The sequence below is a fragment of the Bacillus sp. FJAT-26390 genome (assembly GCF_001682865.1).
Classification (GTDB): domain Bacteria; phylum Bacillota; class Bacilli; order Paenibacillales; family Paenibacillaceae; genus Pristimantibacillus.
Map to the genome: position 1 here is coordinate 80,219 of NZ_MAQX01000011.1, position 19,058 is coordinate 99,276.

At 48.6% G+C, this 19,058-nt stretch carries 24 protein-coding genes; 6 read left to right on the forward strand and 18 right to left on the reverse strand.

All coding sequences use genetic code 11. From position 1 onward, the window contains the following. Positions 1-41 precede the first annotated feature (41 nt). Entirely contained in the window at positions 42-1,787 is a 1,746-nt protein-coding gene (locus A7975_RS12065; protein ID WP_065385259.1) for an alpha-glycosidase, read from the forward strand. Between the two features lie 101 nt (positions 1,788-1,888). Continuing rightward, complete coding sequence (locus A7975_RS12070; RefSeq protein ID WP_255314265.1) at positions 1,889-3,109, forward strand: sugar phosphate nucleotidyltransferase; 1,221 nt, start codon at positions 1,889-1,891, stop codon at positions 3,107-3,109. Between the two features lie 100 nt (positions 3,110-3,209). On the opposite strand, the gene A7975_RS12075 is transcribed toward A7975_RS12070, so the two are convergent. From A7975_RS12075 to A7975_RS12095, 5 genes are all read right to left on the reverse strand, one after another. Beyond that, positions 3,210-3,617 carry a YtxH domain-containing protein gene (locus tag A7975_RS12075; protein WP_053376964.1) on the reverse strand — a complete coding sequence of 136 codons (408 nt, stop codon included), beginning with the start codon at positions 3,615-3,617 and terminating at the stop codon, positions 3,210-3,212. A gap of 42 nt (positions 3,618-3,659) precedes the next feature. Then, positions 3,660-4,142 (reverse strand): DUF948 domain-containing protein, encoded by a 483-nt coding sequence (locus A7975_RS12080; RefSeq protein WP_065385260.1) that lies wholly within the window; start codon positions 4,140-4,142, stop codon positions 3,660-3,662. A gap of 207 nt (positions 4,143-4,349) precedes the next feature. Then, positions 4,350-5,015 (reverse strand): helix-turn-helix transcriptional regulator, encoded by a 666-nt coding sequence (locus tag A7975_RS12085; RefSeq protein ID WP_483295916.1) that lies wholly within the window; start codon positions 5,013-5,015, stop codon positions 4,350-4,352. Between the two features lie 76 nt (positions 5,016-5,091). Beyond that, a complete protein-coding gene (locus tag A7975_RS12090) occupies positions 5,092-5,511 on the reverse strand; it encodes a DUF86 domain-containing protein (RefSeq protein WP_053376966.1) in 420 nt (139 codons plus the stop codon). 152 nt (positions 5,512-5,663) lie between these two features. Further along, a complete protein-coding gene (locus A7975_RS12095) occupies positions 5,664-5,951 on the reverse strand; it encodes a Dabb family protein (protein ID WP_053376967.1) in 288 nt (95 codons plus the stop codon). A 107-nt stretch (positions 5,952-6,058) separates the two neighbouring features. Here A7975_RS12095 and A7975_RS12100 point away from each other — a divergent pair, with 107 nt between their 5' ends. Next, positions 6,059-6,325 (forward strand): hypothetical protein, encoded by a 267-nt coding sequence (locus tag A7975_RS12100; RefSeq protein ID WP_053376968.1) that lies wholly within the window; start codon positions 6,059-6,061, stop codon positions 6,323-6,325. A gap of 71 nt (positions 6,326-6,396) precedes the next feature. Here A7975_RS12100 and A7975_RS12105 read toward each other — a convergent pair whose 3' ends face one another. The 3 genes from A7975_RS12105 to A7975_RS12115 form a co-directional block, all read right to left on the reverse strand. Further along, a complete protein-coding gene (locus A7975_RS12105) occupies positions 6,397-6,786 on the reverse strand; it encodes a cupredoxin domain-containing protein (protein WP_053376969.1) in 390 nt (129 codons plus the stop codon). Between the two features lie 135 nt (positions 6,787-6,921). Then, entirely contained in the window at positions 6,922-7,323 is a 402-nt protein-coding gene (locus tag A7975_RS12110) for a YhjD family protein (RefSeq protein WP_053376970.1), read from the reverse strand. A gap of 85 nt (positions 7,324-7,408) precedes the next feature. Next, the gene (locus A7975_RS12115; RefSeq protein ID WP_065385261.1) at positions 7,409-7,810 is read right to left on the reverse strand and encodes a phage holin family protein; all 402 of its coding nucleotides are present in this window, start codon (positions 7,808-7,810) and stop codon (positions 7,409-7,411) included. Positions 7,811-8,167: 357 nt separating this feature from the next. On the opposite strand from A7975_RS12115, the gene A7975_RS12120 reads away from it, so the two are divergent. Next, positions 8,168-8,650 carry a hypothetical protein gene (locus tag A7975_RS12120; RefSeq protein WP_141680284.1) on the forward strand — a complete coding sequence of 161 codons (483 nt, stop codon included), beginning with the start codon at positions 8,168-8,170 and terminating at the stop codon, positions 8,648-8,650. Positions 8,651-8,829: 179 nt separating this feature from the next. On the opposite strand, the gene A7975_RS12125 is transcribed toward A7975_RS12120, so the two are convergent. From A7975_RS12125 to A7975_RS12140, 4 genes are all read right to left on the reverse strand, one after another. Further along, on the reverse strand, positions 8,830-10,737 hold the full coding sequence (locus A7975_RS12125) for an ABC transporter ATP-binding protein (RefSeq protein WP_065385263.1): 1,908 nt from the start codon (positions 10,735-10,737) through the stop codon (positions 8,830-8,832). Then, on the reverse strand, positions 10,734-12,467 hold the full coding sequence (locus A7975_RS12130; protein ID WP_065385264.1) for an ABC transporter ATP-binding protein: 1,734 nt from the start codon (positions 12,465-12,467) through the stop codon (positions 10,734-10,736). The genes A7975_RS12125 and A7975_RS12130 overlap by 4 nt, the downstream gene beginning before the upstream one ends. A 78-nt stretch (positions 12,468-12,545) precedes the next feature. Next, a complete protein-coding gene (locus tag A7975_RS12135; protein ID WP_053376975.1) occupies positions 12,546-12,779 on the reverse strand; it encodes a hypothetical protein in 234 nt (77 codons plus the stop codon). A gap of 96 nt (positions 12,780-12,875) precedes the next feature. Then, positions 12,876-13,451: a GNAT family N-acetyltransferase gene (locus A7975_RS12140; protein ID WP_053376976.1), complete on the reverse strand. Its 576-nt coding sequence runs from the start codon at positions 13,449-13,451 to the stop codon at positions 12,876-12,878. 227 nt (positions 13,452-13,678) lie between these two features. On the opposite strand from A7975_RS12140, the gene A7975_RS12145 reads away from it, so the two are divergent. Then, entirely contained in the window at positions 13,679-14,347 is a 669-nt protein-coding gene (locus tag A7975_RS12145) for a class I SAM-dependent methyltransferase (protein WP_065385265.1), read from the forward strand. A 27-nt stretch (positions 14,348-14,374) separates the two neighbouring features. Here A7975_RS12145 and A7975_RS34860 read toward each other — a convergent pair whose 3' ends face one another. From A7975_RS34860 to A7975_RS12155, 4 genes are all read right to left on the reverse strand, one after another. Next, positions 14,375-14,497 carry a hypothetical protein gene (locus A7975_RS34860; RefSeq protein WP_255314266.1) on the reverse strand — a complete coding sequence of 41 codons (123 nt, stop codon included), beginning with the start codon at positions 14,495-14,497 and terminating at the stop codon, positions 14,375-14,377. Then, positions 14,469-14,714 (reverse strand): diguanylate cyclase, encoded by a 246-nt coding sequence (locus A7975_RS34865; protein ID WP_065385266.1) that lies wholly within the window; start codon positions 14,712-14,714, stop codon positions 14,469-14,471. Before A7975_RS34865 ends, A7975_RS34860 begins: the two co-directional genes overlap by 29 nt. A 53-nt stretch (positions 14,715-14,767) precedes the next feature. Continuing rightward, entirely contained in the window at positions 14,768-14,899 is a 132-nt protein-coding gene (locus tag A7975_RS34870) for a hypothetical protein (RefSeq protein WP_255314267.1), read from the reverse strand. Between the two features lie 81 nt (positions 14,900-14,980). Beyond that, the gene (locus A7975_RS12155) at positions 14,981-15,286 is read right to left on the reverse strand and encodes an ArsR/SmtB family transcription factor (protein WP_053376979.1); all 306 of its coding nucleotides are present in this window, start codon (positions 15,284-15,286) and stop codon (positions 14,981-14,983) included. Between the two features lie 131 nt (positions 15,287-15,417). Between A7975_RS12155 and A7975_RS12160 the strand changes: the two genes are divergently transcribed. Beyond that, positions 15,418-16,809 carry an MFS transporter gene (locus tag A7975_RS12160; RefSeq protein WP_053376980.1) on the forward strand — a complete coding sequence of 464 codons (1,392 nt, stop codon included), beginning with the start codon at positions 15,418-15,420 and terminating at the stop codon, positions 16,807-16,809. 1 nt (position 16,810) lies between these two features. On the opposite strand, the gene A7975_RS12165 is transcribed toward A7975_RS12160, so the two are convergent. Both A7975_RS12165 and A7975_RS12170 read right to left on the reverse strand, forming a co-directional pair. Next, complete coding sequence (locus A7975_RS12165) at positions 16,811-17,479, reverse strand: DNA alkylation repair protein (RefSeq protein ID WP_065385267.1); 669 nt, start codon at positions 17,477-17,479, stop codon at positions 16,811-16,813. 98 nt (positions 17,480-17,577) lie between these two features. Further along, a complete protein-coding gene (locus A7975_RS12170) occupies positions 17,578-18,951 on the reverse strand; it encodes an S-layer homology domain-containing protein (RefSeq protein WP_065385268.1) in 1,374 nt (457 codons plus the stop codon). Positions 18,952-19,058: the final 107 nt, after the last annotated feature.

Consider the following 19,058-nt stretch of genomic DNA (forward strand, 5'->3'; position numbering starts at 1 on the left):
TTTTTTGCAGGCCAAAATCATATATAGAGGAGTGGGAGCCAATGTTCAAGGAATGCTTGCACCATTCGCCCGATTTGAAATGGGCATATGCTTACGATTGCGATACTTATCATCTCAGGCTCCGCACTAAACGGAACGATGTCGAAGAAGCTGTAGCGTTAACAGGCGACAAATACGACTGGGATAACTATCGTCTGGACGTCCAGATGGAGAAAATTGCGGCGGACCCCTTATTCGATTATTGGGAGGCGGTCATCAAACCCGAGCAGCGGCGCTTTTCTTACGGCTTTCGCGTTCGGAGCGGCGAAGAGACGTTATGGCTTATCGAGAACGGCATCTTTGAGGAGCAGCCTGCCCCAGCCGGCGGGTATTATGATGTTCCATACATACATGCCATCGATCTGTTTGCAGCACCCGAATGGGCGAAGGATGCCATCTTCTATCAAATCATGCCTGATCGTTACGCGAATGGCGATACAAGCAATGATCCTGAAGGCACGCAGCCTTGGGGCGAGCCGCCATCCGGCGAATCCCATTTTGGCGGGGATCTGCAAGGCATCCTTGGCAATCTTGACCATCTAACGAATCTAGGCATTAATGCGATTTATTTGATGCCTTTATTTACTGCTCCCTCCAATCACAAATATGACACGGTCGATTATAAGCAAATCGATCCTCAGTTCGGAGATGCCGAATTGCTTAAGAAGCTCGTCAAAGCCTGCCATGACCTTGAGATCCGTGTCGTGCTGGATGCCGTATTCAATCATACGAGCGAGCAGTTCCCACCCTTTCAAGACGTGCTGAAGAATGGAGAAAGCTCCAAGTACAAGGACTGGTTCCATCTGAAGGATTTTCCCGTTGAGGTTAAAGATGGCGTCGCCAATTATGCCACCTTCGGCTTTTATGGCAATATGCCCAAGCTGAATACGGCGAATCCCGAGGTCAAGCAGTATTTGCTTGATATTGCGGTTTACTGGATAAAAGAAGCCGATATCGACGGATGGAGACTTGATGTCGCCAATGAGATCGACCACGCCTTCTGGCGGGATTTTCGCGCTGCGATCAGATCGGAGAAACCCGATGCTTTCATTATCGGCGAGGTATGGGGCAATTCGCTCAATTGGCTGCATGGGGATGAATTTGATTCCGCGATGAATTATCCGTTTACGAATTGTGTCTTGGATTTTTTCGCTTCGTCCGAAGGGCTCGCATCGGATTTTGCCGACCAAATTAACCGATTGCTCATGAGATACCCGCAGCAAACCAATGAGGCCTTATTTAATCTTCTATCCAGCCATGATACCGTCCGTGCGGCGACGGCACTCGGCGGCAACAAGCAGCGTTTAAAGCTGGCCGTCGTTTTTATGCTCACATCCATGGGTATTCCATGCGTCTATTATGGCGATGAAATCGGCATGGAGGGCGGAGATGATCCCGATTGCCGCAGATGTATGGAATGGGACCAGGAGAAGCAGGATCGTGAGCTGTTTGATTTTTACCAGCTCATGATTGCGCTGCGCAAGCAGCATCCTGCCCTCCGCGACGGGCGATTCCGCTTCCTGTTTGCCGATAACGAAAAAGGAGCTTTGCTCTTTGAGCGTTTGAACAATAAGCAGCATTTTACGATTTGGATGAACAATACGGAGGATGCGCTCACACTTACGCATGGCATGGAAGCGGACGACTGGCGCGACGCGCTTACTGGCGATCAGGTAGCGACAATCGACAAGCAGCTTCAGCTCGAGCTTAAGCCGCTCGACTTCCGGATATTATGCCGGGACATTTAATTTTGACGCTTCGGTTTAAAAGCCGCTTCGGTAGGTTAAAGATTTTTAGTCGTTAACGGACGCTCGCAGCAACTACTCATAACGGACAGGGGGAAATTTCATTGAAAAAACATACTGATTGCATTGCCATGTTGTTAGCCGGCGGTGAAGGTCGACGATTAGCTCCGCTTACGAGTCAAGCAGCCAAACCTATCATTCCTTTTGGCGATCGCTTTCGAATGATCGATTTCCCGCTGAATAACTGTGCAAATTCCAATATCACGACAATCGGCGTCCTAACGCAGTACTGCGCGGACTCTGTCCATAACTATGTAGCAAACACGGATCATGAATTTTCCGAAAATATTGGTTCACGCGGCATTTCCCTTCTCCCATCCTCACGCAAATGCTTAACGGGATATGCCGGAACCGCCGACGCGATTTATCAGAACATGGATTATATCGACCAGCAAGGCGCTGAGCATGTGCTGATTCTCTCCGGCGACCATATTTATGAAATGGATTATAAGCCTATGCTGGAGTTCCATAAGGAACGCGGCGCAGCAGCTACGATAGCCGTCAAGCAAGTGGCATGGCGCGAGGCAAGCCGATTTGGCATCCTAACAACGGATGAGCAGTATCGCGTCAGCTCCTTCCATGAAAAACCGGCTGAGCCGCAAAGCAATTTAGCATCCATGGGCATTTATTTGTTCCGGTGGGCGGATTTAAAGAGGTTCCTGCTAGAGGATTCCGTTAATCCGGATTCCAGTCATGATTTTGGCAAAGATGTCATTCCAGCCATTCTTTCCTCTAATGCTCATATGGCCGCTTACCCGTTCGAGGGTTATTGGCGGGATGTCGGCACAATCGACAGCCTCTGGGAGGCCAACATGGACCTCTTGGATGGCGAGCTGCGGCTTGGGTCTAACGGATGGCCTGCAATGTCCGGCAAAAATACGACCATCGACAAGCCCTACTTGAGTCCACGAGCGGCGATTACAGATTCCATTCTTCATCCGGCATCCACCGTAGAAGCGGAAGTGACCCGCTCCATCGTCTGCTCGGGTGTGTCGATTGGAGCAAATACCGAAATATACGAAAGCATCATTATGCCTGGCGCCAGAATCGGTCGGAATGTCACTATTCATCGCGCCATTATCGGCGAAGGCGCCGTCGTTCATGACGGAGCCTATATCGGCCATTTGAACGACGAGATCTTCGTTGTTGGCCCAGGCGAAGCGATAACCGCCTCGTCCCCATCCAGAAAAGATTACAATATGGAGCCGCTCGCATCTCTTCTTCATGCAGTCGCCATTCGTGATCACAGCAACATAGTGGGTTAATTCTCGTTTCGAAGAAAAAGGCAAGCTGCAGGAGCAATCGCTCAGAGCAGTTTGCCTTTTTTTTCGTCCTTATCCCACACCATGCATGACTATGTTTGGATTAAAGCTCCTTGGATGCAGCCGCTTCTGTCTCTCCAGCTTCTACCGCTCCGATTGCGCTTGCTTCTTGGCCGTCAGTCGCTTCAATGATAGCTTCAACGGCTTCTGTTTCCTCCGTGCCTTTGCTGCGCGATCTTACGCTGCTGACGACGCTGCTTGCTGCTTGCCGTGTTTTGCCCGCGATTTGAACCGCTTGATCTCCAATTTGCTTGGCAATGCGGCCCGTTGTATCACTTACTTGACCAGCAACCTTCACTGTCGTATCGCTTACCTTATGCGCTTGAACTGAAATATCCTGACGCAGCTCCTTGCCAGCCTTTGGCGCCAATAATAAAGCAGTAACCGAACCTACGACACCTCCGGCTAATGCGCCAAGCAAAAATCCTTTAGTTTGTTTACGTGTTGACATTATAGTTGCTCCTCTCGTTTTTAGCGTGCTCTTCGTCTATGGTTATTGATCAGGAACCCGATTCTGGTACGCGTCCATGTCATTCTCAGCAGGTGCCGCCGCCTTTCGGCTAGTTTGCCACAGCTGCCATGCCGCCATTCCTAGCTCAGCCCATTCAAGCGCTTCGCCGACCTGCCGCTTCGTCTCGTACCGTTTCGCGTGATGCTCCGCCGACTCCGATAATACGGACGATATGCGCTCGGCTGCCGATGTCGTATGCGCAATCGCTCCCCCGACCTGCCCCGCAGCCTCGAACAGCTTGCTCGCGGATTCCAGTTGCTTATGCGCAGCTCTAATCGTCTCTTCTGCCGGTTGTATAAGCCCGCTAAGCTCAAGCGACAGCTTCTGCAAATCCTGCTGCACCTTATCAGCCGCTGCTTGCACTTGCCCAAGCTTGTTAAGCGCTGCTCGCAATGCTAGTAGTATGCCTGCTGCCAGTACAACAAATGCACCGGCTGCAATGGCCGCACTCCATGTCATGATCATGACCGTATCCCTCCCCCTCAATCAATCGCAGGACCATACGTTTGCGCTCCTAGACGAATGCCCACTGGCGTAATGACAGTATAAGCAGCATGGGCTTGTCAGGACACAGCTGATAAAAAAATCATTTTTTGCCCAACAAAAAAAGGCTGCCTCAGCAGATCTTCTCAGATCTGCCAAAACAACCTTGCTATTGTCTAAATATGTTCGTTAACCAATGTGATAGCTGCATTTGCCGCCGCCCTTAGCCAAACATTCCGTTCGTTCTACAGGCACGTCAAGCAATGATTTAAACAATGACAGCTCGCATCGGCATGCTTGCTGGTACTTCCCGGCAACCTGCGCAATCGGACAGTTATACTCGTAGAGCATAAAGCTGCCGTCGCTCCTCGTCTCCACTTCTGCCATGTAGCCCCCGGCATTTTGGATGACAGCAAGCTCGCTGACCTTCTGCTCCAAGCTTTTGCCCGCCATGCGCGGCTCATAGCGATCAAGCAGCTTCTTCTTCCTGCCTTCAAACATCCGATCGATAAGCGCTGCAGTATCCGGGTCTTCCGCCAGCTCGTCAAGCAAATCCAGCGCGAGAACATGATAATTTTTTGGGAAAAGCTCGTCCGCCTCAGCCGTCAGCTCATACGCATGCAATGGTCTGCCCATTGCCTGGCGCACAGCCACGATGTTAACGCTGCCTTCGCTCTCAAGCGCATACATATGCCGCCGAATCGCCATCTCTGTCAGCGCAAGCTCGCTCGACAAGTCGCCGGCGTTCATTCTGCCGCTAGTTTTGAGCAGCATCAAAATTCTCTCGCGCGTAGAACTGTCTCTCCGTGAATCTGCCGTCATGTCTGCCGCTTCTACCGCTCTTGTCCGCTTCAACCCTTCACCACCTTTGCAGGCTTGATAGCGTCATTGTAACGTATTTTGACTTCTTCGTAAATCAAGCATATTTTACCTACAGCTCGCGTTCCAAATAGTGCTCAACCGCTTGCTTGAAGGCAGGCATGAGCGTGGAAAGCACTTCGGTAAGGGGATGAAGCTCCGTCCGCTGCCAGACGTAATAATCCTGTACGAGCGGCTTGCGCAGCTTCACAAGCTCCGTCAGCGTTCCGTGCATGTCCGCTGGGAATGCGCCTGCCTCGCCCGTAATATCAATGATATCCTCATAGCTGCTCGCATCCCGCAAAATAAATCCGTCGATCAGGAAGCTGCCCACATCCGTCACGGTTTCTATGGCCAGATGCAGCGCTCTCTCCTGCGCCAAGCCTTCAAGCACTGTCCCCTGCCAATTAGCGGCAAGCGACTGCAGCGCAGATGCAACTTCGGTAATCGAATTCAACCGTACGGCAATTTGTTCGCGATTCACATAATACATCAATCAGTCGCCCGCTTTCAGCCTTACTTCTTTTTTTTCGCCTTGCGTTTAAGCCATGCTACCATAATAATACTGCTAAAAATAATGACTAACAAATACGTCAGCACTTCATAAACATCTCTCATGTCACTCATAAGCCGTTAACCTGCCTCTCAGCTCTCAAAATCAATGCTGACGGAAGCTTCGCGAACTTGCATCATATGCTCGATTACTTTTTTATGTACAGGGTGCACTTGATAAACCTCTAATGCTTCCAAGGATTCAAATTTCGTAATAAGCGCAATATCGTATGAACGCTCCGAATGTACGATGTCAATGCCAACCTCAATGTATTTCAGCACTTCGATCTGGCCTTCCATATCTCTAAGCACCTGTGCGGTACGTGCCACGCTCTCTTCGCTGCCATCCTTTAATTTAAAAAATACGATATGAGTAATCATTTATTGTTCCTCCTCTGATTTTGTCGCATGACTTTCGTCCTTTTGTCACATAATAACCTATGCAGTCGCATTACGGCAATCTTTAACGCGAAGGAGATCGGAACGTTATGCGCTACCCGGTAACAATTGTTGCTACATTAATTGGAGTTGCAATCTGCTTGTTTAATTACACGGGTTACGACCCGCACAACTTTATTTTTTTCATGCTGAGCATTCCCGCATGGGTCGTTGATTTATTTGTCGACGTGCATGAGGTAAGCGTCCTGCTTATGTATGCACTTACCATCATCACTTGGGCGCTGCTTGGCTTTGTAGCCGATGTGCTGATTGCGCGCGGCCGAGATAGCGAACGCCATCCCCGCTCGGCACGATAACTATTTATTTCAACAAAAAGGAGCCTTTCGGCTCCTTTCGCATGTTTACGGTCCATCAATCGGTTTAGGGGTCAGGCAGCTTCAACAACTAATGTAGAATGCATCGTTGTATGTCCTTGGCCGCACGGGATGGAGCAATAGATCTTGTAGGTGCCTGGCTCTGTAAATTCCAAGTCCGTTTCTGGGTGGTCATTATCCAAAGCTACTTGAAGCTCATCAATTTTCAAACCGTGAATGCCGCTTTTATTGGATAGCTTAAGTCTAACCTTGTCTCCAACTTTCACCTTGTACTCCGCTTGATCAAATACGAAATCGTTGGATGCTACTACTTTCATTAAACTCATGCCCTCTGGCAACGAGGCTGACTCGTCAACCGGCTTAGGCGGCAAGGCGAATGTGAGCAAATATAAGCCCAGCAACGACGCCGCTGCAAATAAAGTAAACATAATCCACTTATGCATTGCTATGTGCTCCCCTTTGCGTTCATAATGTCTACCTCTTATATTACATAAGATGGTCCGATGTTCTCAACCTTAAACTACCGAAAGAGGAAAAGTTTTTTTGTTATTTTGACAAAACCATGAACAAATTCAAAATTAGCTGGACAAATACTGTTTTAATACTCGTTCGGACTCCGCCTTCACGAAACCCCACAGCATAAAAAACTTGTGATGGTAGCCTCTGCACACATATTCGGCATGCAAGCCGTCCGTTTCACGCTTCTCCTCGTATACCTTAATGCCCGTTTCCCGAAACTGTCTTCTGATCGCGGCAAGCTCAAGCAGCACGCGATCCTGCATGCCGCGAAGCATGGAATCGTAAAACCGCGGAAGCTTAATCGCGGATGTGCCGATTACTCGTATATCATGATCCAAAATACGCATAACGATTCCAAGCAGCACGTAACGCTTCACGAGCTCAAGCTCTTCCTCCGTCTGTATCGGCGGATGCGATGCCGTTCTGACTCTGCCGCGGGCTTCTTCCTCATTAGCGGCCATTGCCACCCCTCCAAATAAGAACATCTGTTCTTATTATAGCCAGGGACAACGATTTCATGCAAGTGAATTTCCGTCTATCCAATATTTACTTCTTTTCTTTAAGCACCTCGATTATTTTGCGAAGCTGCTCGGGCAGAGGCAGCCCGATCCGCCCATAATTTTCTGTAATCGATATCAATTCGTTGGCAATATAAAAATAAATGGCGCCACCCATCGTCACATTGTTCAGCTCAAGCAATACATCGATTCGGTGCGTTAATAAAATAACGAGCAGCATCAAACCTTTGCGCGCCAGTCCCCATGAGCCAAAGACGCTGTTTAAGCCCTTCCCTTCTTTAATGGTTGCCGCAATTCCTGTAACATAATCTATGCCCATTGCAACTACTAATAAGGTAAGAGACTCAGCCCAGCCTCCGAATGCAAACGTAATTGCCGCACCTGCCAAGCCGCTAATCGAACATAACCATATTTGGGGCACAATCCCCACCTCGCCTTCATTCTGCTGCTATAACATATGCATGTAGAACAAAGGTTGTCCGTTAACAGCTGGATGGGAAGGCTTCATTCTATGAAGAAGGCGATCAGCTTAGGCTGTATTCACATTGGAAAATGCTTGAAAAGATAGTATGGTGGATACAGCCGTATTCGAAGAGAGGGTTACAGGCATGCAGCCGTTATTGAAACTTACGATAAAGCTTCTTCGTCTAAATCATTACTTTGTTGTTTTGGTTACGCTTGCTCGTACTCGTTAGCTCTACGAGCTTATACCAGCCGAAGCCCGTCTATTCGTTATTTCAAATGACGAGACCATCACGAAGATTAAATCAGAGAGGCGGTAATCGATGTGAATTGTTCGCTAGCCTACATGGAATGGTCCGAGCCGGATCAGCGTGTAGTACGAACCATTACCGATGAAGTGATAACACGAGACGATATTTTTATGCGCAAGCTCGTAAATGCAACCGTATTCCAGAGCAGCCTGTTCGAGCATACGGCCAACGAATGCGAGGACGGGACGCGCCATCTAATTTATGCGAAGCCCTTTCATGATTACGACGATCCCGTTTATGGGCAAGCCATCCGCACCGCGCTTCATGAATACGTTACCGTCTCCCCTAATGTGGAAGTGGAGTATTTGCTGTGGAACGGCCATCGGTTTAATCCTTGCACGCTGGCTCAGCCATCCCCGGCAAGTCCGCTGGAATTCGCTCAGCTTCTGCTAGACCATTTTATCGTGAGCGAACAGCACGCCTTTGAGACGGTCTATACGATTTATGATATGGATCGCAGCAAGATTGTCGTTTTTTTAAAAGCCGGGAGCTTGTAGATGCCTGGCAGCAAGCGCCAATTGCTAAAAAAGAAAAGGTCAGCATCGAAGCGATTCCCCTCGCCTCGATACTGACCTTTTTACTGTGATAGTAACAGCGGTAGCTGACGCGGAACAGAACGCCGATTCGCCGATATCTGTCTATAAGCAAGCATACGTGCTTACAGACCACAAATCCATCAAGCTACCGAGCCAGATTCGTCGGAAAACTGACTGTTGTACAAGTCGGCATAGAAGCCGCCTTTTTCCAGAAGCACCTCGTGGCTGCCCTTCTCGATTACGTCACCGTGGTTCATGACGAGAATCATATCGGCATCTTTGATGGTCGATAAGCGGTGAGCAATGACGAAGCTCGTTCTCCCTTCCATCAGCCTGCCCATCGCTTTCTGAATTTGCGCTTCCGTCCGCGTATCAACGCTGCTAGTTGCTTCATCGAGAATGAGGATCGCAGGATCGGCAAGAATCGCTCTTGCGATAGTAAGCAGCTGCTTCTGCCCCTGAGAAATGTTCGATGCTTCCTCATTTAGAATCGTGTCATAACCATCGGGCAGCGTACGGATAAAATGATCGGCATGCGCCGCTTGCGCCGCTTCAATAATTTGCGCTTCCGTCGCTCCCTCGCGTCCGTAAGCGATATTGTCACGAATCGTGCCGTTGAACAACCACGTGTCCTGAAGCACCATCCCGAACAGCGTGCGCAAATCGCCCCGTCTAAGCTTCGCAATATTTACACCGTCAATGGTTATGCTGCCATCTCTAATTTCGTAAAACCGAAGGAGCAAATTGACTAATGTCGTTTTACCGGCTCCCGTCGGGCCTACGATCGCAACCATTTGTCCCTGCTTCACATCGATATTCATATCTCCAATGAGGACTGCATCCTCTTTGTAGCCAAACTTCACATGCTCAAACCGAACATTTCCTTTCGGCGAAGCGATAACAGCTGCCTCTTTGCCAATTGGCTCCACGCTCTCCTCCTGCTCGTCAAGCAGCTCGAACACCCGCTCCGCCGATGCAATCGTCGATTGGATAATGTTTGCGATGTTCGCTGTCTGCGTCAACGGCTGGGAAAACTGCCTCGCATATTGAATAAAGGCTTGAATGTCTCCGATTTTGATCGCCTGACGGGTTACGAGAATACCGCCTACGACGCTGATCAGCACGTAACCGATATTGTTGATGAACGACATCAGGGGCATCATAATGCCGGAAATGAATTGCGCTTTGCGGCCGGAATGGTACAGACCATCATTAATGTCATCAAAGGTGGCTACCGATTTGCGCTCATGGCCAAACGCCTTAATAATTTTATGGCCGGTATACATTTCCTCTACATGTCCGTTAAGCTTCCCTAGCTGCGCCTGCTGCGACTTAAAATAACCTTGCGATCTGGAAGCGATCGCCTTGATCACAAAAAAGCTAAGCGGCAGCGTAAGCAGCAAGATTACGGTTAATAACGGACTGATCGTCAACATCATAATAATGACGCCGATCAGCGTCACAACCGAGGTAATCAGCTGAGTCAAGCTCTGCTGCAGCGTATTGCTTATGTTATCGACATCATTGACGGTCCGGCTCAAAATTTCCCCATGCGTCCTTGAATCGAAGAACGCGAGAGGAAGCCTAGCCAGCTTGGCGTTAACGTCATTGCGAAGTCCGTATACGGTTTTCTGGGCAACGCCAGCCATCACATACTGCTGCACGTATGCAAAAAGCGAGCTTAACACATACAGTCCGAGCAAAATAAGAATGATGCGCATGATCGCGTCAAAATCGACGCCGCCGCCCATAATTCCTTCAAAAATTTCAGTCGTAGCATTACCCATAAGCTTAGGGCTGACGATCGAGAACACTGTGCTCAGCATAGCCATCACGACTACGACAATCAGTTTTTTTCGTTGGGGCCTTAAATAAGCGAGCAGCCTGCGAAGCGTTCCTTTAAAATCCTTCGCTTTCTGCACCGGCATCCCCAGCGCGCCCATTGGCCCACCGCCGCCTCCTGGCCCCATCGGGCCTCTGCCGGGAGGACCGAAGCCAGGTCCTCCGCCCGGCTTGGATGGTGTTTTGTCATGCGGACGCTCACTCATGCCATTTCCTCCTCTGACAGCTGCGAAGATACGATCTCCCGATAAACGCTGCTTGTTTGCATCAAATCGTGATGTGTGCCGATGCCGGCAATCTCGCCTTCGTCAAGCACGATAATTTTATCAGCATGAATAACCGTGCTTACCCTCTGCGCCACAATAAGAACAGCGGCTTGCTTTGTTTCTTCCTTTAGGGCTGCCCGAAGCAGCGCGTCGGTCTTAAAGTCGAGTGCGGAGAAGCTGTCGTCAAAAATATAAATATCAGGTTTCCTCACAAGCGCCCGCGCAATCGAAAGCCGCTGCTTCTGTCCGCCTGATACGTTGGTGCCTCCCTGCGCGATTATGGACTCATACCCCTCCGGCATTTCAGCGATAAACGATGCGGCCTGCGCAACCTGCGCTGCATGCCTAATTTCTTCATCCGTCGCATCTTCTTTGCCGTACTTAATATTGTCGCTTATCGTTCCGGTGAACAGCACCGCCTGCTGCGGCACATATCCGATCCTCGCACGCAGATTATGCTGCGAAAGGCTACGAACATCCAAACCATTTACAAGCACGCTGCCCGCCTGAATATCATAGAAACGCGGAATCAGATTGACAAGCGTCGATTTCCCCGATCCGGTTCCGCCGATAATAGCAGTCGTCTCGCCCGCTTTCGCGGTGAACGAAATCGCTGACAATGCAGGCTTCTCCGCGCCTGGGTAGCTGAAGGTTACGTCACGGAATTCCACGCCGTCACTTGAAACTGCGCGTTCGCCATCTCCAGCATCATGCTTATCGACAATGTCCGGCTTCATGTCCAGCACCTCGTTAATACGAACGGCAGATACGGAAGCGCGAGGCACCATTATGAACATCATCGCAACCATGATCAAAGAGAAAAGAATTTGCATCGCATATTGCAGAAAAGCCATCAAATCCCCTATTTGCATATCGTTATTGCTGATCCTTATGCTTCCAAACCACAAAATGGCAACGCTCGACAGGTTAAGGATGAGCATCATAACAGGCATCATAAAAGCCATCACTTTGTTTACCTTGATGGCTGTGTCGGTCAAATCCTTATTCGCCTTTTCAAAGCGCTGCTGCTCAAAGCCCGTCCGGTTAAACGAGCGGATGACGCGTATGCCGGTCAAGCCCTCGCGCAGCACAAGATTTAGCTTGTCGATTTTGATTTGCATCGCTTTGAACAAAACAACGCCCTTGGAGCCGATAAAAATAATCGTGCCCGCAAGTATGGGAACGACTACGACAAATACAAGCGACAGCGTTGCGTCCTTTGACACAGCCATAATGATGCCGCCAATGCACATCATCGGTGCCATGACCATCATGCGCAGCATCATAATAAGCACCTGCTGCACCTGAGTCACGTCGTTTGTCGTTCGCGTAATGAGCGAGGCGGTTCCGATTTTATCAAATTCGTGCAAGGAGAAGTTTTCAACAAGGGCAAAAAGCTTGCTGCGCGTCCGCTTGCCAAAGCCTGCTGCGATGGACGAGGAATAATAGCTGGCCGCGATCGAAAATACGACACCAGCAGCGGTAATCAGGAGCATGAGACCGCCAAGCTTCATTATGTAACCCGTGTCTCCTTTAATGATGCCGATGTTCACGATATCCGCCATTAGCGTTGGCAAATAAAGCTCTGATAGCGATTGCAAAAATACGAGCAGAAAAACAAATGCGATCATCAGCCAATACGTTCTCAAATCACGAAATAGTTTTAACAGTTTGGATCATCTCCGTTCAGTATTTCTATATACGCAACTTTCATTTTACCATATCAAAATTGCGAAATTCAAAGGGAGCTAACCCGCCGTGACTTGCGCCTTTTGCCTCTTATAAATGCAAAAGGAACCATCGCTGTAATTCGCGTGATTCCTTCGGTGTTTCTTATTTAGTTTTGCTTGCTTCTCCTGTAGGGTCGGTGTTCGTTTGATCGTTGGATTGACGCCCTGCCAGCTGCCTCGCAGCACATCCGGCGTTATTCGCCCTTGCTGTGCCAGCTTCTGCCTTGCTTTTTTCGCCTTGCTAATGGACATGATTTTGCCCTCCTAAAAAGTTTTTGGAAAAAAACTTACTTCGCAACCATTCGCTTCTCTCTATTATACGCGCTACGCTGCCTTTTCGAAAGCCGTTTAACCCTTTTCCAGCATAGAAAATTCCTTCCTCAGCATCGAGAATACAAGCAGCTCCACGAAGGTTCCCTTTTCAATCTCATATTCCCGTACGTCGCCGGCTTGCTTGAACCCAAGCTTGGACAGCAGCCCGATCGAGGCTTGATTTGCCGGATCTACCTTCGCTTCGATACAGTACAGCTTCATGCTGTTGAAGCCAAAAGCAACAATCGGCGCCGCTACCTCGCTCATAACGCCTTGGCGCCAATGGCTTGGTGCCAGATCATAGCCGATTTCAGTACGGGCATACTCCTTCATGTAATGCAAGAAACCGCAGGTACCGATCACCTTCCCTGTGCTCTTCTCCTCGATCAGCCATCTGATGCCTATTTGCTGAGCAAAAATCTCCAAATGCCAATTCATTTCCTGCCACGCTTCTTCCTCAGCCGAGAAAGGGAGCAACGGGGTAAATTTGACGACCTCCTCTTCCGAATAAAGCTCAAACAAATCTTTTGTATCCCGCTCCTGCGTCTTGCGCAAAATAAACCGCTCCGTTTCCATCCGAGGAAACACTTGAAATGAGTATGATAACGCCATCCACCCAGCCCCTTTTAATCATAAAAACAATAATCCAGCTTGCGGTTATTCAACCGACTGCCGCTTGCCCCTGCATGATCAGATAACATACCACAATCCTCCAAAAAAGTGAAAGCATTTGTAATGGCTCGCTATACATATTCCCCCACCTGAATCATAAGCTTGTAAAATGGGCTTCATGTGCAAACCCGGAGAAAATTCGCATTCCGCGGGAGGAGAAATAACCGATGTTAGACCCAAATGTGAATCGCCTTGAGAAAGCTCGCTTCTTCACAGCAGCCGATGCAAAGACGGATACACTTATCTATCCTTTGCCAGAAACATGGTGGAGTCGTCCATATGAATACGAATGGTGCCGGTCGCTCGCAGCTCCTGGCGATATCGCGCTTGATGCGGCATGCGGGATTTCCCACCCGTTAAAGTTTTATTTGGGCGGACTATGCAAGGAGACTCATGCGTGCGATTTTGATCCCCGGATTGTCTCATGGGAGGCAATCAAACAAGAAATCATCCAGGACGTTGGCCAAGAAGCCCTCTCGTCCATTATCGCCCATCAGGGCTATTCGAACGTACGGTACGCGCAAGCGAGCATAACCGATCTCCCTTATGAAAATGGTCAATTTGACATCGTCTTCTGCATTTCCGTACTGGAGCATCTCAGACACGTGGATCAGGATCTCAGCCTAAAAGAATTCGCCAGAGTGGTTAAGCGGGGAGGCAGAGTCGCGCTCACCTTTGATTACCCCACTGTCGACTTGCAGCAGCTTTACCGTGCCGTAGAGTCCGCGGGCCTGACGTTTGCGAACGATTTTGAATGGACGCCGCCGCCAGATGCTGTCCATTCTGATTTATGGGGCCGATTATACTGCTTTCGCGCCTTGTTGAAGAAGCCTTAATGAAAAAAGAACAGGATAGCTAGCGAGCTAGCCATCCTGTTCTTTTTTATATACGGTCGTTCGGTTTCTGCCCTTCGTTTTGGACTGATAAAGCGCTTTGTCCGCCATCTCAATGATTTCCTTAACATCCGCACCTCCAGCGATCGACACAGAAATGCCGATAGATACGTAGATCGGACTGCCAGTTGGAATTATAGCAGCATAGATCCTCGCTTCTGGAGAAAGCTAATATCTGCGAAGCCGTATGCATCAATACCTCATCGCCAATGAGATGGCCTTGCTCATCATTGATTTTTTTGAAATAGTCGATATCGAGCAAAATTAGCGCGAACGGAATTTTTTCCTCCAGCCACTCCCGTATGGTCAAATCAAATGTTTTCCTGTTCGCAAGACCTGTTAATCCGTCTAATCGGATTTCCTTTAACCCGATTTTAAAGAAGCCTCATTCGCCGCCCATGCAAAATAACCGCCTATAACGGCGGTTAAAAGAACGGAGCCTATCACTAATAGTCCTAATACAAATCGAAGCCTCAAGCCTTTGCGCGTACTCACGGATGTTCCTTCTCTCGTTGCTAAAGTGCAGCTTCTTTTTAGCGTAAAAGGACGAGAAATTAAATACTTTTCCATACGTTTTTATACGGAAGCAGTCTGTAAAATTGCCGTGAGCAGTCCGGGAAAGCGCATATTCAAATCCTCTGAGCGCAGCGTCAAAAAATGCTGGGTGCCCTGCTTGCGAACATTCAGCACACCCGCCTCCCGCAGCGTCCGAACATGATGGGTCATCGTAGACTTGACTACTGGAAAGTCGAAATAGCCGCAGGGCTGCTCGCCGCTTTTCACAATTTCGATAACGATGCTGAGACGAATGGGATCGCTTAATGCATAGAGCACGGAAGTAAGCTCGATATCCTCGCGATTGGGATGGAATAAAATTTTCAATCCGCTTCGCTCCTCTCCAATTAATTATTCATTGCTTGATATTACGGATCATGCTATATTCTCATAGTACGATAATCGTCGTACAATGAAAACAATAAATTCAGTGACAAATATTCCCTTTGGAGGTTTCCATGAGAAACACTGCAACGATTACCGCCCCAACACTAACCGCCGAGGCTCGGCCCGCTTTTCGTGACGGCCTTGTTGTTCCTTTGCTTGGCTTAACCGTCATCATCGTCATTATGAATACGATGATGTTCAATCTAGCGCTTCCGCAAGTAACGGCAGAGTTTATGCTTTCCTCCTCCGCTGCTTCATGGATCATAACCGGTTATTCCATCGTCTTTGCGATTTCATCCATTACCTACAGCAGGCTCTCCGACTTCGTTCCCATTCGCCGTTTGCTTATGATTGGATTAATTGCAATGGGCGGCGCGTCTGTGCTCGGTTTTTTTAGCCATCATTATATTTTGCTGCTCGTCGCTCGGCTCATTCAGGCATCGGGCGCTGGCTCCGTCCTCAGCTTGACCATCGTCCTTATTACGAGGTTTATTCCACTCGACAGACGAGGCAAATCGATGGCGCTTATTACTTCCGCCGCATCGCTTGGGCTTGGGCTAGGTCCGGTAATCGGCGGCGCGATCACCCAGTATTTAGGCTGGAACGACCTGTTCATCGTAACCGGCATTTCGCTGCTCTTTATTCCTGTCTTCTATAAACTGCTCCCGGATGAAGCGGTTAGCAAAGGCACCTTCGACATCTTGGGCGCTTTACTTGTCGGTATCGGATCAACCGGCGTACTGCTGTATATTACGAACCATTTCTGGATTGCTCTCATTGTCGGAATTACGGCGCTCGTATTATTTTGGCTTCGCATTAATCGTGCCGTAAATCCCTTTGTACAGCCCACTTTGTTCCGGAATAAAAGGTATATCCGTCTGATTACGCTTGGCATCGTCTCGTATATTAACAATTTCGCAACGCTGTTCCTGCTGCCGCAGGTGCTCATTCACTTATTCAAGCTGACGCCCGGTCAAGCCGGCCTGATCATTTTCCCGGGAGCGCTCGTCGCGATGCTGTCGTCGAATCGAATTGGCAAAATCATCGATCGCCACGGCAACAGCATGCTGCTTCGTCTTGCGCCATTGCCTTTGCTGCTCGCTGCCATTTCATTTGCCTTGTTTGCAGATCGTTCGATCTACGTCATTATGGTTATCTATATTTTAATGAGCGTTGGCTTCTCTGCCTTAAATTCGAGCGTATCCAACGAGCTGTCACGCATTTTGCCTAGTGAGCATGTAGGCGCAGGTATGGGCTTATTCCAGCTATCGCAGTTCATCAGCGGTGCGTTCAGCGTGGCGATCAGCGGAATCGTACTCGCATCACAAAGCAAGCTTCCGCTCAGCAGCGCTTTTTCGAATATTTTTTGGGGAATGGCCGTCATTGCTGTTATTGCCATTGCAGCCACTTGGCTGTATTACTCATCGTCAAGGCAGCAGCTTGGAGTTAAAAAGCCGCTTTAAGCTAAAGCATATGCTTCAGCGCTTCCTTCCTGCTTAGCGGGGAGAGCGCCGTTTCCATAACGAACCGATGCACGCTCGATGCATCGGTTTTTGCATATTCGCGCAGCGCCCAGCCGATCGCCTTCCTTATAAAAAAGTCGCTTTCATCCTTCGTCTTGCCTATGTATCCAAACAATCGCGCTGCATCGGTATGATGCTTATATTTGAGCTGAAAAAGAATCGCCGTGCGGCGCAGCCACAGGTTGTCCGACACGATCCAGCGCTCTGTGTGCTCCGCTATTAACGCCGGGTATTTCGACAGATGATAACCAACGAGATGCGCCGCTATAAAATCAACCGTATCCCACCACGAATGGGTCGTTACCCACCGCTCCAGCCTCTCGATATGAGCAGGCGCAGCCTCTTTGCTGTATTTTTCAAGCAGACCCATCGCAACATAATGGAATTCCCGCTCGATTAGCTGCCACAGGTATTCCGCTGTTAGCAGCAGCTCCTCGCCCTTAGGCTTCTCGTTATGCTTCCAGAACTCTCGCAGCAGTTGTTTCCGCTCTGGTGTTTTAATGCCCAAAAAAACGAATTGGCCGCGCATGTATGCTTCCATGGGCAATGCATGTTCCGGGTTTTCGTTTTCCCTAAATCGTGCTTCAAGCGCCTGTGCAATCGCAGTCATAAGATAGCAGCTCCTTTACTTTGAACGATAACATAAAGCAGCCCCAACCATCAATGACGGTCAGGGCTGCTCTTCATCATTATTCTTCTGAATTGGTATTAAACCGCTTCGTCATGCAAATATCTGTAGAACGGTTTATCTACCCAGAATTGAATCGGCGTAACGTTCACGCTAGGGTCGATCGCTTTCAAGCCTGCAACTACCTTCGCGGAATCCTCGTTAAGGGAGAAAGGATTTACCGTATACGGGCTATCCGGATCAGTAATAAAGTTGTTCGTAATAATTTCATAATCCTTCAATTCCGTTTGGGAATAGTACAGCGGCTGCCACCATGAAGCAATGATCAGACCTGTTTGGTCTGCTTTATCTTTTTTAGCGTATTTCAAAATAACGTCTTGGAAAGCGGCTTTATCTGCTGCTGTCGCGAATTCAAAGGCAAGATCATACTCTTTGGAGTAAGAAATATAGTTGCCATTTTCAATTTTTACGACATTTGGTCCAGGTGTGCCCCACTCAGCCAAGAAGATAAAAGCAGATGTTTTTGGCTCAAATTGTACCTTTGCATTTAAGCCTTCACTGCGAAGCAAGCCGATCAGCTGAATCGCATGGTTAAAATCGGAATGTCCATAAATGAGGGATAAGGAGTCAACGAAGTTAGCGTTGAAACGGGAATCCTTAATGTTGTAGCCTGTAATCAAATCCTGTTTTAGTGCCGTATTTACAAGCTCTTGCAGCTTAGGAGCATTAATAATATCAGAAGTATTGTATGCGTTGCTCAGCTTCGCGAAAATATCGCCATCGTTCACATAGCCGATATACTTTTTGTAAAGGCCTTTTGTAATCAATACTTTACCTAACAGCGTGTTGATCAATTGCTCGCTAGCTGCATTTTTGGGCTTAAAGTTGGCGTATTGGTCAGCTGTCAGCAAACCGGTGTCAACCGCAGCAGCAGTTTCTTGAGCGCCTTTTGTGCCAAGCGCGCTGCTTTTTACGTTCAGCTTAGTCAACGCTTTATTCACTTTAGCTTCCGGGTATGTATAAGCAAGCTCTTTAAGGTCTGCTGCTCTAACCGCAATCGATACCGCTACCGAAGTAGTTAGCACCTGCTCGCCCTGAATGGCTGGTCCCGACAAAATGCCTTTCTCGTACAAAGCTGCCGCAGCATCAAACCATTCGCTGCCGGATTTTACATCGGAGAACGTTACTTCTTTGCCGGATGGCTTGTAGCCAAGAATATCCGCTACCGCTTTAATGAAGTCACCTTTAGTTACTTTGCCCGATAGGCTGACATCAAACTTGTCTTTTAAAAACAGCTTATACTGTGCTGCGCCATCCTCCTGCGATACCTGTGAAACCTGAGACACAGGAGCAGCTGGCGATGCGGCAAAAGCTGCGGATTGTGTGAAAATGACAGAGACGGACAAGAGGAGTGCTACTAGCAGTTTGGTGTACGATGATTGTGTTTTTCTCATGAACATTACCTCCATTATAATTTAATTCCGATAGTTTTGATCGGAAATATGTAATGTTCCATAGTATACCAACTGGAAAACATAAGTGTCAATGAAATTATTTAAAG